This is a genomic window from Bartonella sp. SD1336NMGDW (assembly GCF_042193565.1).
GTDB classification, from domain to species: domain Bacteria; phylum Pseudomonadota; class Alphaproteobacteria; order Rhizobiales; family Rhizobiaceae; genus Bartonella; species Bartonella grahamii.
In genome coordinates, this window is the sequence record NZ_JBHILW010000018.1 from 1 (window position 1) to 16,851 (window position 16,851).

The following is a 16,851-nucleotide window of genomic DNA, read 5'->3' on the forward strand; positions in this document are numbered from 1 at the left end:
GTTTTGCTATTCGTGAAGGTGGTCGTACTGTTGGTGCCGGTATCGTCTCTAAGATCATTGAATAAATAATGCTTGTTAAAGGGATGTTAAAAGTGTTTTAGTTTTGAGAGTTAGGGGTATAGCTCAGTTGGTAGAGCGGCGGTCTCCAAAACCGCAGGTCGCGGGTTCAAGTCCTGCTGCCCCTGCCAAAGGGGAATAGAATTTTTCGTATAAGGGAGTGGGTTTTGCTGCCTTTTTCGCTTTTTTTGATATAGGGCTTGTTTTTTTGTGTATGAAACGGTATTGAATAGGAAGTAAGGAAATTGCATAAGTCGAAAGTTGGCTTTTGCATTTTTTTCTGTTTATTTTTTTATAAAACACAATAGGGCTAGAGAGAGTATAGTGTGACGATGGCATCTAAAACCAATCCGATTACCTTTTTGAAGCAGGTTTATGCAGAAACAATTAAAGTGAAATGGCCTACACGTCGTGAGACGGTTATTTCTACTGTTATGGTTTTGTTGGTAACTGCGTTGGCTTCAGCTTTCTTTTTTATTGTGGATCAGGTTATGCATTTTGGTGTTTGGCGGGTTATTGATCTTCTGAAATATCTTTTTAGTTGAGAATGTAAGGAAGTGTGACTGTGGCAGCTCGTTGGTATATTGTTCAGGCATATTCAAATTTTGAAAAGAAAGTAGCGGAAGCTATTGATAAGGAGGCAAAGCAAAAAGGACTTGATCATCTTTTTGAAAAGATTTTTGTTCCAACAGAGCGTGTTGTAGAGGTTCGTCGTGGGCGAAAAGTTGATGCTGAGCGAAAATTTTTTCCTGGTTATGTTCTTGTTCGTGCTGAGTTAACAGATGAAGTTTATCATCTTATTAAGAATACGCCTAAAGTGACAGGTTTTTTAGGGTCGGATGCGCGTCCTGTTCCCATTTCTGATCGAGAGGTTGAGCAAATTCTCAAACAAGTTCAAGAAAGGGTTGAGTCTCCAAAGTCTTCTGTATTGTTTGAGGTTGGAGAGCAAGTTCGCGTTGCTGATGGTCCTTTTGTTTCGTTTAATGGAATTGTTCAAGAGGTTGAAGAAGAGCGCTCTCGTCTTAAGGTTGAAGTGCTTATTTTTGGGCGTCCTACGCCTGTTGATTTGGAATTTGGTCAGGTTGAAAAACTCTGATTAAACTTAGAGTAGTTTGAATTACTTTAAGGAAGGAGTGGGAGGTGATTTATGGCTTTTGTCGGCTTAATGATCCGAACCACGTGACTGCAGCGGGTAGCGGGCAAGATAAATTGTCAGTATACCAGTGAAATTAAAGGCAGATTGTTATGGCAAAAAAAAGTATAGGTCAGCTTAAGTTGCAGGTTCCTGCAGGAGCTGCTACTCCATCTCCACCGATTGGTCCAGCTCTTGGGCAGCGCGGTATTAATATCATGGAATTTTGTAAGGCGTTTAATGCAGCTACACAAGAAATGGAAAAGGGAGCACCGATTCCAGTGGTTATTACGTATTACCAAGATAAGTCTTTCACATTTTCTCTCAAGACGCCTCCTGTATCATTCTTTTTAAAGAAGGAGGCAAACCTGAAATCTGGTTCAAAAGAGCCTGGTAAAGTGTCTGTAGGAAGCATTTCTCGTGATAAAATTCGTTCGATTGCGGAATCAAAGATGCAAGATCTTAATGCGAATGACATTGAGGCAGCAATGCGTATGGTTGAAGGTTCTGCTCGCTCGATGGGCTTGGAAGTGGTGGGGTAATATTATGGCAAAAGTAGCAAAAAGAATAAAAAATATCCGAAAAGATATTGATTTTAATGAACTTTACGCTTTGAAAGATGCCGTTTCAATGGTTAAGGAGCGTGCAGTTGCTAAGTTTGATGAAACAATCGAAATTTCAATGAACTTGGGTGTTGATCCTCGTCATGCTGATCAAATGGTTCGAGGAGTTGCTCATTTGCCTAATGGAACAGGGAGAAATATTCGTGTTGCCGTTTTTGCTCGTGGGGATAAGGCTGAGGAAGCTAAGGCGGCAGGAGCTGATATTGTAGGGGCTGAAGATTTGTTTGAAAGCATTAATGGAGGGACTATAGACTTCGATCGTTGTATTGCAACACCAGACATGATGCCTCTTGTTGGTCGTCTTGGTAAGATTCTTGGTCCGCGGAGTTTGATGCCGAATCCGAAAGTTGGTACTGTAACACTTGATGTTGTCGGTGCTGTCAAAGCTTCTAAAGGTGGTGCTGTTGAGTTTCGTGTGGAAAAAGCTGGTATTGTGCATGCTGGTATTGGTAAGGCTTCTTTTGGTGTTGAAAAAATTGTAGAAAATATAAAGGCCTTTGCAAGTGCAGTTATTAAAGCCAAACCGCAAGGTGCAAAAGGTGAGTATATTAAGCGCGTTGCTGTTTCTTCGACTATGGGAATTGGTATTAAAGTTGATCCAGCAACAGTTCGTTCAGAGTTAGTATAAGCTGATTTATAATTTTGTTTTTGGGTATGTGAATATCAAAATTGTATTTAAAATGCTGGTTTTGATCAGCATTTAGCTATCTAAGCTTTATAGAGCTTAGGTTATGCCGGGAGAAATTCCGGAATATCCTGTCCGAGATTGTAGGTGATGCTTTTAAGTATCTTAATCAAAAAAACCTGCATGAGACTGGGGTAAAAACTGAGAGTTAAAAGACTTAAAGGGTTTGAGCCAAGGTTGCCTTTGAACGCTGTGCGTGAAAAAGGGGACAGGATCCTCATCGGTGACATGAAGTATTTTATGTTATCAAAGGTAACCAATAGGTTTGTTTTAAGCAAATCTGTTAAATGGAGAGAGACAGTGAATAGAGCGGAAAAACGCGAATTTGTTACATGGCTTAACGAGGCTTTTCGGAAGTCTGGTTCTGTTGTTGTTGCACATTATTCCGGTCTGACAGTTTCACAGATGAATGATCTACGTTCGAAAATGGGTGAAGCTGGCGGTGCCGTTAAAGTCGCCAAAAACCGTCTTGCTAAAATCGCTCTTCAGGGCACGGAATCTGAATCGATAGTGGGTTTGTTTACTGGACAGACACTTATTGCTTATTCAGAAGATCCGATCACAGCACCGAAAGTTGCTGTTGATTTTGCGAAAAGCAATGACAAATTTGTCATCCTTGGCGGTTCAATGGGGGCAACAAGTTTAACTGTAGATGCTGTGAAGTCATTGGCTTCATTGCCTTCATTAAACGAGTTGCGTGCAAAACTTGTGGGTATGATTTCTACCCCTGCGACCCGTATTGCACAGGTTGTTAATGCCCCAGCTAGTCAGGTTGCACGTGTCATTGGCGCATATGCTCAGGAGGATAAGGCGGCTTAAGGCTGTTCTGTTTTTTTGGATAAAATTTAATAATGGTTCAAATCTTTTAATTGAAGGAATTTAAAAATGGCTGATCTAGAGAAGATCGTAGAAGACCTTTCTAATCTAACCCTTTTGGAAGCCGCTGAGCTTTCTAAGTTACTTGAAGAAAAGTGGGGAGTTTCGGCTGCTGCTCCTGTAGCTGTCGCTGCTGTTGCTGGTGCTGCTGCTCCAGCTGCTGAAGAAAAAACAGAATTTGATGTTATTCTTGTTGAAGGTGGTGCGCAAAAAATTAATGTTATTAAGGAAGTTCGTGCTCTTACTGGACTTGGTCTTAAAGAAGCTAAAGATCTGGTTGAAGGGGCACCTAAGCCTATTAAAGAGGGTGCTTCTAAAGAAGAAGCAGAAAAAATTAAATCTCAACTTGAAGCTGCTGGTGCTAAAGTGGAACTTAAGTAAATTTAATTTTATCGGCGGGCATTTATGTTCGCCGATTTTCTTTCTCTCAATACAAAGAGGGAAAATAATGAGTAAAAAACCTTTTCCCAACGGTTTTGTAACAGTAATGGGATAGGTTTGCACTACCCATCCCTTCATCATAGAGTCAAGAGATAAAAATGGCTTATGTTGGTGGGGAAAGTTAATGATGCTCATTGTTGAGTGTCAAGTGAACTGGTCTGCATATGCAGGTTAATGATATAAGGCTTTCAAGGTTGGTCTACCTTGAAGAGTAAAGATCAAGGAGCGACGATGGCTCAGACTCACGCAATGATGTCTCAATTCAATGGTCGTAAGCGCGTACGTAAATTTTTTGGTAAGATTCCTGAAGTAGCAGAAATGCCGAATCTTATTGAGGTTCAAAAAGCGTCATACGATCAGTTTCTCATGGTTGAGGAACCGAAAGGTGGACGACCAGATGAAGGTTTGCAAGCTGTTTTTAAATCGGTTTTTCCTATTTCAGATTTTTCCGGTACAGCTATGCTTGAGTTTGTTGGTTATGAATTTGATTTACCGAAATTTGATGTTGAAGAGTGCCGTCAACGTGATTTAACTTATGCTGCCCCATTAAAGGTCATATTACGTTTGATTGTTTTTGATGTTGATGAGGATACCGGCTCCAAAGATATCAAAGACATTAAAGAGCAAGGCGTTTATATGGGCGATATGCCTTTAATGACGACGAATGGTACCTTTATTGTTAATGGTACGGAACGTGTTATTGTTTCGCAGATGCATCGTTCTCCTGGTGTCTTTTTTGACCATGATAAAGGAAAGTCCCATTCATCAGGAAAGCTTCTTTTTGCTGCTCGTGTTATTCCGTATCGTGGTTCTTGGCTTGATATTGAGTTTGATGCTAAGGACATTATTTATGCGCGTATTGATCGGCGGCGCAAGATTCCTGTTACTAGTCTTTTGATGGCACTAGGTATGGATGCGTCGGATATTTTATCGACGTTTTATGATAAAGTGACTTATGAGCGTGATGGAGAAGGATGGCGAGTTCCTTATTCTGTTGATCGCTTTAAAGGAATGAAGCTCATTTCTGACCTTATAGATGCAGATAGTGGTGAAGTCGTCGCGGAGGCTGGTAAAAAATTAACAGTTCGTACTGCGAAGTCTTTGGCAGAAAAAGGACTTAAAGCGGTTAAAGTTAGTGAAGATGATTTATTAGGTTGTTATCTAGCCGAAGATATCGTCAATTACGAAACAGGTGAAATTTACCTTGAAGCTGGTGATGAAATTGATGAAAAAGTATTAAAAATTTTGCTTGATGTTAGTGCTGATCAAATCAATATCCTTGATATTGATCATATGAATATTGGCGCTTATATCCGCAATACTTTAAAGGTGGATAAAAATGAAAGTCGACAGGATGCGTTATTTGATATTTACCGAGTGATGCGTCCAGGTGAGCCCCCAACAATCGATACAGCAGAAGCAATGTTCCATTCATTGTTTTTTGATCCAGAGCGTTATGATCTTTCAGCCGTTGGGCGTGTTAAGATGAATTTGCGTATGGATCTTGATTGTCCAGACACAGTTCGCATTTTACGCCAAGAGGATATTCTTGCTGTTGTTAAGATGTTGGTTGAATTGCGTGATGGTCGTGGCGAAATTGATGATATTGATAATCTTGGCAACCGTCGCGTTCGTTCCGTTGGAGAATTGATGGAAAATCAATATCGCATTGGTCTTCTTCGTATGGAGCGTGCGATAAAAGAGCGCATGTCATCGGTTGAAATTGATACAGTTATGCCACAGGATTTGATCAATGCAAAGCCTGCTGCTGCTGCAGTTCGTGAGTTTTTTGGGTCTTCACAATTGTCGCAGTTTATGGATCAAACTAATCCATTGTCGGAGATTACCCATAAGCGCCGTCTTTCTGCTCTTGGTCCAGGTGGTTTGACTCGTGAACGGGCGGGTTTTGAAGTTCGTGACGTACATCCTACGCATTATGGTCGTATTTGTCCGATTGAAACACCAGAAGGCCCCAATATTGGTCTCATTAACTCCTTAGCAACATTTGCGCGAGTTAACAAATATGGCTTTATTGAAAGCCCATATCGAAAAATTGTTGATGGAAAAGTCACAAAAGAAGTTATTTATCTTTCAGCGATGGAAGAAGCAAAGCATTATGTTGCTCAAGCTAATTCTTCATTAGATAGTGAAGGTCGTTTTACAGAAGAGTTTGTTGTTTGCCGTCATGCTGGTGAAGTTTTAATGGCGCCGCGTGATCATGTTGATTTGATGGATGTTTCACCAAAACAATTGGTTTCAGTTGCAGCAGCGCTTATTCCTTTTTTGGAAAATGATGATGCGAATCGTGCGCTTATGGGATCGAACATGCAGCGTCAGGCAGTTCCTCTTGTCCGCGCCGAAGCGCCATTTGTTGGGACAGGAATGGAGGCCATTGTTGCACGCGATTCAGGAGCTGCTGTGAGTGCAAAACGTAGTGGTGTTGTTGATCAAGTCGATGCTACCCGTATTGTTATCCGTGCAACAGAAGATTTAGATCCTTCAAAATCAGGGGTTGATATTTACCGCCTACAGAAATTTCAGCGTTCTAATCAGTCCACTTGTATTAATCAGCGTCCTCTTGTACATGTCGGTGATAGGATAGAGAAAGGTGATATCATTGCAGATGGTCCATCCACGGATCTTGGTGATTTAGCTCTTGGGCGGAATGTTCTCGTAGCCTTTATGCCTTGGAATGGATACAATTATGAAGATTCTATTTTGTTATCCGAGCGCATTGTTGCTGATGATGTTTTTACTTCAATTCATATTGAGGAATTTGAAGTTGCAGCACGCGATACAAAACTTGGGCCTGAGGAAATTACGCGCGACATTCCTAATGTTGCGGAAGAAGCGTTAAGAAATCTTGATGAAGCTGGCATAATTTATATTGGTGCTGAAGTTCAACCAGGTGATATTTTAGTTGGAAAGATTACCCCAAAAGGTGAAAGTCCCATGACGCCAGAAGAAAAGCTTCTGCGTGCAATTTTTGGGGAAAAGGCATCCGATGTTCGTGATACTTCTATGCGTATGCCTCCTGGAACTTTTGGTACTGTTGTTGAAGTTCGCGTTTTTAATCGCCATGGCGTGGAAAAAGATGAACGTGCGATGGCAATTGAGCGTGAAGAAATTGAGCGTTTAGCAAAAGATCGTGATGATGAACAGTCTATTCTTGATCGCAATGTTTATGCGCGCCTTACCGATATGTTGACAGGTAAAGTTGCTGTAGAAGGTCCGAAAGGCTTTTCGGGCAGTAAAAAGCTTGATAGTACAGTAATGGGGCATTATCCACGATCCCAGTGGTGGCAATTTGCTGTTGAGGATGAGAAGCTTCAAAATGAAATTGAAACTTTGCGCAAGCAATATGATGAATCAAAAGAAGCATTACAACGTCGCTTTATGGATAAAGTTGAAAAGGTCCAAAGAGGTGATGAAATGCCTCCTGGTGTCATGAAAATGGTGAAGGTTTTTGTGGCTGTGAAGCGGAAAATCCAACCAGGTGATAAGATGGCGGGACGTCACGGGAATAAGGGTGTTGTTTCACGTATTCTTCCCGTAGAAGATATGCCATTTCTTGAAGATGGGACCCATGCTGATATCGTTTTGAATCCACTTGGTGTGCCTAGTCGTATGAATGTTGGACAAATTCTTGAGACGCATCTTGGTTGGGCATGTGCGGGGATGGGCAAGAAGATTGGTGATTTGTTAGAATTGTATCAAGAGACTGGGGATATATTGCCGTTGCGTCAGCGTATTGAAAATCTTATGCCTGATGATAATCAAAATGAACCAGTCCGTCAGTATGATAATGAAAGCCTTTACAAATTGGCATTACAGATGAAGAAAGGGGTTTCAATTGCAACGCCTGTTTTTGATGGAGCACATGAGTCTGATATTAACATGATGCTGGAGGACGCAGGCTTAGATAGTTCAGGGCAAGTTACGCTTTATGATGGTCGTACTGGAGAACCTTTTGATCGTCGAGTAACGGTAGGATATATTTACATGTTGAAATTGCATCACCTTGTTGATGATAAGATTCATGCACGTTCTATAGGTCCCTATTCACTTGTTACGCAGCAGCCATTAGGAGGTAAGGCACAGTTTGGTGGTCAGCGTTTTGGTGAAATGGAGGTTTGGGCACTTGAAGCTTATGGTGCTGCATACACTTTGCAGGAGATGCTAACAGTAAAATCGGATGACGTGGCCGGTCGAACGAAAGTCTATGAGGCAATTGTGCGTGGTGATGATACATTTGAGGCGGGTATACCCGAAAGCTTTAATGTGTTGGTAAAAGAAATGCGCTCACTTGCTCTTAATGTGGAGCTTGATGATGCGCGTGAATTTATTGCACAGCGGGCATTGTCTGATACAGCAGAATAATAATTCAAAGAGCGGAGTAGAAAAAGGCTGCGCTCTGATTACTTTAAGAGGCTCAATAACCTTATTAAGGTTATACAGGTCATTTTTAAAAGTAAATGTATTTTAAAGAAGATCTGTTATAAAATAAATGAGATATTACAACAGGTTCTAAGAATCTTTGAAGGAGAACAGCATGAACCACGAGGTCATGAATCTTTTCAATCCTCAAGCGCCAGCGCAGACATTTGACTCTATTCGTATTTCTATTGCGAGTCCTGAGAAAATTTTGTCCTGGTCTTATGGTGAGATTAAGAAGCCTGAGACTATTAATTATAGGACTTTTAAACCAGAGCGTGATGGTCTTTTTTGTGCACGTATATTTGGCCCTATTAAAGACTATGAATGTCTATGTGGCAAATATAAACGCATGAAGTATAAGGGCATTATTTGTGAAAAATGCGGTGTAGAGGTTACCCTTTCGCGCGTGCGTCGTGAGCGTATGGGGCATATTGAACTTGCGGCACCTGTTGCGCATATATGGTTTCTTAAATCATTACCAGGTCGTATTTCTACACTTTTAGATTTAACTTTAAAAGATATTGAGCGGGTTCTTTATTTTGAGAATTATATTGTAACCGAACCAGGGTTGACATCTCTTAAGCTCCATCAGCTTCTTTCTGAAGAAGAATATATGCTTGCTATTGATGAGTTTGGAGAAGATCAGTTTACAGCTATGATTGGCGCTGAAGCTATTTACGAGCTTTTAGCTGGTATGGAGTTAAATAAAATCGCCAATGATTTGCGTCTCGAATTAGCTGAAACAACTTCAGAGTTAAAGCAGAAAAAACTGATTAAACGGCTTAAAATCGTTGAAAATTTTCTTGAATCTGGAAATAAGCCAGAGTGGATGATTATGAAAACAATTCCGGTTATTCCACCGGATTTGCGTCCATTGGTTCCGCTTGATGGTGGGCGTTTTGCGACATCAGATCTGAATGATCTTTATCGGCGTGTTATTAATCGTAATAACCGCTTGAAACGGCTGATTGAATTGCGTGCTCCTGGAATTATCGTGCGCAATGAAAAGCGTATGGTACAAGAAGCTGTTGATGCATTGTTTGATAATGGACGGCGTGGGCGTGTGATTACTGGAGCCAATAAACGTCCTCTCAAGTCTCTATCAGATATGTTGAAGGGCAAGCAAGGACGTTTTCGTCAGAACTTACTTGGGAAGCGTGTTGATTACTCAGGGCGTTCTGTTATCGTGACGGGACCTGAATTAAAATTGCATCAATGCGGTCTTCCGAAAAAAATGGCTCTTGAATTGTTTAAGCCTTTTATTTATGCGCGGCTTGATGCAAAAGGCTATTCATCAACGGTAAAGCAGGCAAAGAAGCTTGTTGAAAAAGAACATCCGGAAGTTTGGGATATCTTGGATGAGGTTATTCGTGAACACCCTGTTTTACTCAACCGTGCGCCAACATTGCACCGTTTGGGGATTCAGGCTTTTGAACCTATCTTAATTGAAGGCAAAGCTATTCAACTTCATCCACTGGTGTGTACTGCTTTTAATGCGGATTTTGATGGAGATCAGATGGCGGTTCACGTTCCGCTTTCTCTTGAAGCACAGCTTGAAGCCCGTGTTTTGATGATGTCTACCAATAATATTCTTCATCCGGCCAATGGTGCCCCAATTATTGTTCCCTCACAGGATATGGTTCTTGGTCTTTATTATCTTTCAATTGTTTCTGAAAAAGAACCAGGTGAAGGAATGGCTTTTTCTGACATAGGTGAGCTTCATTATGCCTTGGAAAATAAGGTTGTAACGCTTCATACGAAGATTAAAGGCCGTGTTAAGAATATGGGGAAGGATGGAAAAGAAGTTTCTAAACTTTATGATACGACACCTGGGCGTTTGATTATCGGTGAGCTTTTGCCAAGAAATTCGGATATCTCATTTGATATTGTCAATCAAGAAATGACGAAAAAGAATATTTCTAAAATGATTGATCATGTTTATCGGCACTGTGGACAAAAAGAGACGGTTATTTTTTGTGACCGTATTATGCAGCTTGGTTTTTCTTATGCTTGTCGTGCAGGAATTTCATTCGGTAAGGATGATATGGTTATTCCTGATAGTAAGTCGCGTTTAGTTGCAGAGACAGAAGCTTTGGCTAAGGAGTACGAACAGCAATATAATGATGGTTTGATTACACAAGGTGAAAAATACAATAAGGTTGTAGATGCTTGGGGTAAATGTACAGATCGCGTTGCAGATGAAATGATGAAACGTATTCAAGCCGTCGATTTTGATCCTAAAACAGGTCGTCAACGGCCGATGAATTCGATCTATATGATGTCGCATTCTGGAGCACGTGGTTCTGCTAACCAGATGAGACAATTGGCTGGTATGCGTGGATTAATGGCAAAACCATCGGGTGAAATTATTGAAACCCCCATTATTTCAAATTTTAAAGAAGGTCTAACTGTTAATGAATACTTCAATTCCACGCATGGTGCACGTAAAGGACTTGCTGATACTGCGTTAAAGACGGCGAACTCTGGTTATTTAACACGGCGTCTTGTTGATGTTGCACAGGATGCTATTATTTCGGCAGTTGATTGTGGTACCGCAAAAGGGCTTACCATGCAGCCAATTGTTGATGCAGGACAAATTGTTGCCTCACTTGGGCAAAGGATTCTTGGTCGTACAGCGCTTGTTGATATTCTACATCCTGTCTCTGGAGAGGTTATCCTTGAAGGTGGAGCGATGATTGAGGAAGCTGATGTCGCGAAGATTGAAGAAGCTGGAATTCAATCTGTTCAAATTCGTTCTGCTTTAACATGTGAAACACGTCTTGGTGTTTGTGCAAAATGCTATGGTCGTGATTTGGCGCGTGGAACACCTGTTAATCAGGGAGAAGCCGTTGGTGTTATTGCTGCTCAATCCATTGGTGAGCCGGGAACACAGCTTACTATGCGTACTTTCCACTTAGGAGGGACTGCGCAGGTTGTTGATTCATCGTATTTAGAGGCATCTTATGAAGGTAAGGTGGAGATTCGTAATCGTAATGTGGTTCGTAACTCTGAAGGCCATTTGGTTGTTATGGGGCGTAATATGGCTATCCTTATCAAGGATGAGTTAGGAAAAGAGCGCGTTGTACACCGTGTTAGCTATGGTGCCCATATTTTTGTTGATGATGGTGATGTGGTTAAACGTGGCCAACGTATAGCAGAATGGGATCCTTACACACGTCCAATTTTAACGGAAGTTGAAGGCTATGTGGGTTTTGAAGATATGATTGATGGTTTATCTGTCACTGAAACAGCTGATGAGTCTACGGGTATTACGAAGCGTTTGGTGATTGATTGGCGCGCTAATCCACGTGGTGCGGATCTTAAACCAGCCATTATTATCCACGCAGATAAAGAAGGTGAATCCATTGCTAAATTGTATAAGGGAGGTGAAGCCCGTTATATGATGTCAGTGGAAACTATTCTTTCTGTTGAGCTTGGTGCTCATGTTAAGGCTGGTGATGTTATTGCTCGTTTGCCGATGGAAAGTGCCAAGACGAAAGATATTACGGGTGGTTTACCACGTGTGGCTGAGCTTTTTGAAGCGCGTCGTCCAAAGGATCATGCGATTATTGCTGAAGTAAGTGGCACGATTCGATTCGGCCGTGGTTATAAGAATAAACGTCGTATCATTATTGAACCAAATGATGAAACTCTTGAGGCAGTAGAATATTTGATTCCAAAAGGTAAGTTGTTTCACTTCCAAGAAGGTGATCAAATTGAAAAGGGAGATTATATCCTTGATGGTAATCCAGCACCTCATGATATATTGGCGATTAAGGGGGTTGAAGCTTTGGCATCTTATCTTGTTAATGAGATTCAGGAGGTTTATCGTTTGCAGGGAGTTCTTATTAATGACAAGCACATTGAAGTGATTGTTCGTCAAATGTTGCAAAAAGTTGAAATTACTGAATCTGGAGATTCTGGTTATATTTCAGGTGATAATGTTGATCGTATTGAACTTGATGAAATCAATGATAATTTGATTGCAGAAGGGAAGAAACCTGCATCTGGTAATCCCATTCTTCTTGGAATTACAAAAGCTTCTCTTCAAACGCCTTCTTTCATTTCGGCGGCATCGTTTCAGGAAACAACACGTGTTCTTACTGAAGCAGCAGTTTCTGGTAAAATTGATACTTTGCAAGGACTTAAAGAGAACGTTATTGTCGGTCGTCTTATTCCAGCAGGTACGGGTGGTACGATTTCTCAAATCCGTCGTATTGCTGCCGTTCGTGATGATTTGATTGTAGATGAGCAGCGTAAGTCTAGTAATAACGAAGTGGCTAAGGCTATGTTGACAAATATGACAACCGGCGCCGTTGCTGAATAATTTAAATATAACATCACATAATAAAAAAACGTCTGAACTTTATATTCAGACGTTTTTTTATCTCGAAATGCAGAAGTTGCATCTTTTCCTAAAAAATATCAAAAATTATAAGGCGATAGTTATTTTTAACATCTTTACTAGCTTATTGTTTTGTAATTATTTGAAACTCAAAAGCCATGTTCAAGGAAAATAGTTGATTATCTACAAATAAAATAATGATTGATTTTGAATTTTAGGAAAATTGTTGATTGATATCTTCTATAAAGATTTTAAAGGACTTATAATGAAAGATCGATAGTCTTTTCTGTAATCTAAAAAATAATTGATCCTCTACTATACAATACTTGTATGACAAGAATGTATCTTCTTCTAAATTAGAATGTAGGAGAGTAGAGATTACGTTACTCACTAAGTATTATAAAAAATAGACATATTTCTTATCACAATGTGATCTATGAAGACAGAATGAAAAAATGTACGAATATTATTCAATTGGAAAATTAACACGTGAGTTTTCAATAACAGCTCGGACTTTGCGTTATTATGAAGAAGAGGGGCTTCTTATTCCTTTTCGGCGTGGAAATACACGGCTTTATACACAAACGGATCGTCATAAGTTAAAACAAATACTGCGTGCTAAAAGAGTTAAATTTTCGTTGTCTGAAATATCTGATATGTTGACAATGGTTGAAAAACCACCTGATGATGAGAAAAAGCTTAAGAAGTTAATTGCAGGAATTCATAAAAAACGAGCTGATTTAAAGCAGATGCAGCATGATATTGATGATCTTCTACAGGATTTGGAACGAATTGAGGAGAGTTTTTTTGAGAGCTTAGCGGAGTTGGGGGTTAATCATTGATTATAAAATTTATTTCATCTGCTTTTAGACAATTTTCTTTCTATTAAAAGAGATAGGTTATACTATCTCTAAGGGGAATCTTTAACACTACGTGAAATGTGTGAGTTATTTAAAGAAATAGAGTGTTCGAAAAAAGCTGCGAAGGTATTTTCGCAGTATATTGTCCTTGATAAGCAAAAAAATTATTTTTCATAAAGAAAGTAAAAACAATGGCAGTTTCTCCTATGAGTGTTTTTCAATCTATTTTGTCACGAAAGTCAATTCGCGCTTTTACTGATCAGCCAGTTAGTTTGGAAACAATCAAAGAAATCTTAAAACTTGCAGCACGTGCACCATCTGGAACAAATATTCAGCCATGGCAAGTGATTGTGCTTACAGGAAGTGTATTACAGAAAGTAGGGCAAGAGCTTTCACAACTTGTTCTTTCAGGTGTAAAAGGAGAGCGTGAATATAGTTATTATCCACATCAGTGGCGTGAGCCTTATATTTCAAGACGTCGAAAAGTTGGTTTGGATCTTTATCAGAGTCTTGGAATTCAAAAAGGTGATGAAGAAAAAATACTTCATCAAAAGGCGCGAAATTTTTTATTTTTTGATGCACCTGTAGGACTCTTATTTACAATGGATCACGACATGGAAATGGGGAGTTGGCTTGATTTGGGTATGTTTATGCAGACCATTATGTTAGCTGCACGTGGATTTGGATTAGATACCTGCCCTCAAGCTGCTTTTGCTGATTATCATAAACAGATTCGTACGCTTTTATCTATTCCTTCTGATCGCCATATTATCTGTGGTATGGCACTTGGTTATCGCGATATGAGTGCTCCAGAAAACAATTTTGAGACAGAACGAGAATCGTTAGAAAACTTTGTACGTTTCATTGAAACATACCCATAAAATATTTTATATAATTAAGCATACGTTTTGAAGAACTTGGTGCATTATGAAAAATATTTCCGATAAGAATTTCGCATCCTTATTGAATTTTAATATTGCGTATTAACACTTATTTTACTAAGTTTGAAACATTAAGAGCGGTGACTCTAGGGGCATTGTCCGTTTTTTGAAGGTTGGCTTAATGGAAAACACTATAGAGAGAAAGTGCTGGGTGGTAGCAAGACGAGCGACATTCGTGTTTATTGCTGTCATTTTTTTAGTTTATCTCGCAATTTGATTTTAAACGGGACAAACGTTATGAAAAAGCATATATGCTCAAGCTGTACTATAGTTTTGAGGTGATACGTGTTTCTATCTGTTTTTGAACTTTTTAAAATTGGGATTGGTCCTTCCAGCTCACATACGATGGGGCCGATGACAGCTGCTAATATGTTTTTGCAAAAGATAGGAGATTTTTCTCAGTCGTCTGATATTCAAGTTTCTCGTATACGTGTTTATCTTTATGGTTCTTTAGCTTTCACGGGTATTGGTCATGCAACAGATAGGGCTATCATATTAGGACTTTTAGGAGAAAAAGCTTCTACTGTTGATCCTGATAGCATGGGGGGGTTGTTAGCAAAAGTTATACGTGAAAAAAAAGTGCAACCAGAAGGCCATCCCGCTTATCAGTTTGATGTGCAGCGTGATCTTATTTTTGAACGAAAGCAAATCCTCCCTGGACATACAAATGGACTGGCCTTTGAAGGACTTAATACTGATGGGAATGTTCTGTTGCGGCAGATTTATTATTCTATCGGTGGTGGCTTTGTTGTGACTGAGGATGAATTAAGCCATATGAATGATAATATACAACCAGAAGCATTTGAGGTGCCATATCCATTTGATTCTGCTTGTACAATGTTATCAATGGCAGAAAAATCAGGACTTTCAATTGCTGAAATGAAGCGCTTAAATGAAGAAACAAAGATAGAGCGTTCTTCTCTTGATACAGGGCTTGATGAAATTTTTTCAGCGATGACAAATTGCATTGATAGAGGTCTTTCACAAGAAGGTGAGTTGCCTGGTGGATTGCGTGTTCTAAGGCGTGCTAAAAAGCTGCATGAAGCGCTTCTGGAAAATCAAAAGAAAAATCGCAATTATCCACTTTGGGCAAATGATTGGCTTTCGGTATATGCCATAGCAGTCAATGAGGAAAATGCAGCAGGTGGTCGTGTTGTTACAGCTCCAACAAATGGGGCAGCTGGTGTTGTCCCAGCAGTTTTGCGTTATTATCTTCAATTTAATGATGATTCAGATCGAGAGGGAATACATAATTTTCTATTAACGGCAGCAGCTATAGGCGGTGTTATCAAACATAATGCCTCTATTTCTGGTGCAGAAGTTGGGTGTCAAGGTGAAGTTGGAACGGCATCTTCAATGGCCGCAGCAGGGTTGACCGCAGCGTTAGGTGGAACACCAGCTCAAATTGAAAATGCGGCAGAAATTGCGCTTGAACATCATTTGGGAATGACATGTGATCCTGTTGCAGGTCTTGTACAAGTTCCTTGTATTGAGCGTAATGCAATGGGAGCTGTTAAGGCGGTAACGGCTTCTTCTCTTGCGTTATATGGTAATGGAGATCATTTTGTTTCTCTTGATGCTTGTATAGAAACAATGCGCCAGACTGGTCATGATATGAGTGAACGCTATAAAGAGACAAGTAAAGGTGGTCTTGCAGTTAATACAATATCTTGTTAGGAGTTGGAGCATCTTTCAATCCATAACTGGACTTTTTGGAGGGGGATCGTATTTCCTGATAAAGCTTGTGCTTTTTGTTACTTATAAATTAAAATTCCACTTTAATGCAGCAGCAGCTTGAAATAAATTCGAGATGATTCAGTGTTTTCTTAACGAATAATAGCTTCGGCATGAAGGCTTGGAGGGAGAGTATTGTTAGTATCTATCTGATTTGTATCTAAAATGGGAAAAAGTCTAATTTAGAAAAAGTAAAAAAGCGTAAAGTAAAATTAGTGATCAATCTGCCATTATTTTTTAGCTGGGTTTTATGGCTTTTTAAAGTTTCCATAGCCATATCTTTTAAGTAATGGAAGATTATGCCTGAGTATCCAAGGAAAATTTGTTTTAAATCTGAATAATTATGATGAGGAGAGAGAATTTTAAAGATTTTAATTTTTTGGAAGTAAAGATTTTTGGGTACCTAGTATGGTAAAAAATACCTTAAAAAGAAATGCTAATTTACAGTAATTAAGAGATATATTGGGAATATATTTTTTATTTATAAATTCTGTACCGTCAAAAAAACTAAAATAAATAATAACGTATACATTAAAAATATTTATCAAAATTCTCATGAGAATAGAATGCATGCGATAGAACATTATCGTGTTACTCATTCATGAGTTTGTTTTAAAAAAATATCTCTCAACGCTCCCAAACTCATTTCACGGTGGTGTCCGTGAATGGTATAACGGTAAATCCATTGAGCACCACGATCTTTACGCTTCATAAAGGAGT

The 16,851-nt window shown here is 39.6% G+C and carries 11 protein-coding genes, 1 tRNA gene and 1 pseudogene; all 13 read left to right on the forward strand.

The window, feature by feature from the left end; translation table 11 throughout:
• Nucleotides 1-65 (forward strand): annotated as a pseudogene (locus tag ACFIKH_RS07805) (elongation factor Tu); the annotation flags it as partial.
• Nucleotides 66-112: 47 nt separating this feature from the next.
• Nucleotides 113-188 (forward strand) — tRNA-Trp (locus ACFIKH_RS07810).
• Nucleotides 189-389: 201 nt separating this feature from the next.
• Complete coding sequence (secE, locus tag ACFIKH_RS07815; RefSeq protein WP_012755023.1) at nt 390-602, forward strand: preprotein translocase subunit SecE; 213 nt, start codon at nt 390-392, stop codon at nt 600-602.
• A gap of 20 nt (nt 603-622) precedes the next feature.
• Nucleotides 623-1,153, forward strand: coding sequence for a transcription termination/antitermination protein NusG (gene nusG, locus ACFIKH_RS07820; RefSeq protein WP_012755024.1), 531 nt, complete (start codon nt 623-625; stop codon nt 1,151-1,153).
• Nucleotides 1,154-1,302: 149 nt separating this feature from the next.
• Nucleotides 1,303-1,731 carry a 50S ribosomal protein L11 gene (gene rplK, locus ACFIKH_RS07825; RefSeq protein WP_375626292.1) on the forward strand — a complete coding sequence of 143 codons (429 nt, stop codon included), beginning with the start codon at nt 1,303-1,305 and terminating at the stop codon, nt 1,729-1,731.
• 4 nt (nt 1,732-1,735) lie between these two features.
• Nucleotides 1,736-2,440 carry a 50S ribosomal protein L1 gene (rplA, locus tag ACFIKH_RS07830; protein WP_375626290.1) on the forward strand — a complete coding sequence of 235 codons (705 nt, stop codon included), beginning with the start codon at nt 1,736-1,738 and terminating at the stop codon, nt 2,438-2,440.
• A gap of 357 nt (nt 2,441-2,797) precedes the next feature.
• The gene (gene rplJ, locus ACFIKH_RS07835) at nt 2,798-3,316 is read left to right on the forward strand and encodes a 50S ribosomal protein L10 (RefSeq protein ID WP_375626288.1); all 519 of its coding nucleotides are present in this window, start codon (nt 2,798-2,800) and stop codon (nt 3,314-3,316) included.
• A gap of 66 nt (nt 3,317-3,382) precedes the next feature.
• Nucleotides 3,383-3,754, forward strand: coding sequence for a 50S ribosomal protein L7/L12 (gene rplL, locus ACFIKH_RS07840; protein WP_012755028.1), 372 nt, complete (start codon nt 3,383-3,385; stop codon nt 3,752-3,754).
• Between the two features lie 291 nt (nt 3,755-4,045).
• Entirely contained in the window at nt 4,046-8,194 is a 4,149-nt protein-coding gene (gene rpoB, locus ACFIKH_RS07845) for a DNA-directed RNA polymerase subunit beta (protein WP_375626286.1), read from the forward strand.
• Nucleotides 8,195-8,366: 172 nt separating this feature from the next.
• Nucleotides 8,367-12,578: a DNA-directed RNA polymerase subunit beta' gene (gene rpoC / locus ACFIKH_RS07850; RefSeq protein WP_375626284.1), complete on the forward strand. Its 4,212-nt coding sequence runs from the start codon at nt 8,367-8,369 to the stop codon at nt 12,576-12,578.
• A gap of 473 nt (nt 12,579-13,051) precedes the next feature.
• A complete protein-coding gene (locus tag ACFIKH_RS07855) occupies nt 13,052-13,438 on the forward strand; it encodes a MerR family DNA-binding transcriptional regulator (protein ID WP_375626282.1) in 387 nt (128 codons plus the stop codon).
• A 209-nt stretch (nt 13,439-13,647) separates the two neighbouring features.
• A complete protein-coding gene (locus ACFIKH_RS07860) occupies nt 13,648-14,337 on the forward strand; it encodes a nitroreductase (protein ID WP_375626280.1) in 690 nt (229 codons plus the stop codon).
• A gap of 345 nt (nt 14,338-14,682) precedes the next feature.
• Nucleotides 14,683-16,074 (forward strand): L-serine ammonia-lyase, encoded by a 1,392-nt coding sequence (locus ACFIKH_RS07865; RefSeq protein ID WP_375671417.1) that lies wholly within the window; start codon nt 14,683-14,685, stop codon nt 16,072-16,074.
• Nucleotides 16,075-16,851 lie beyond the last annotated feature (777 nt).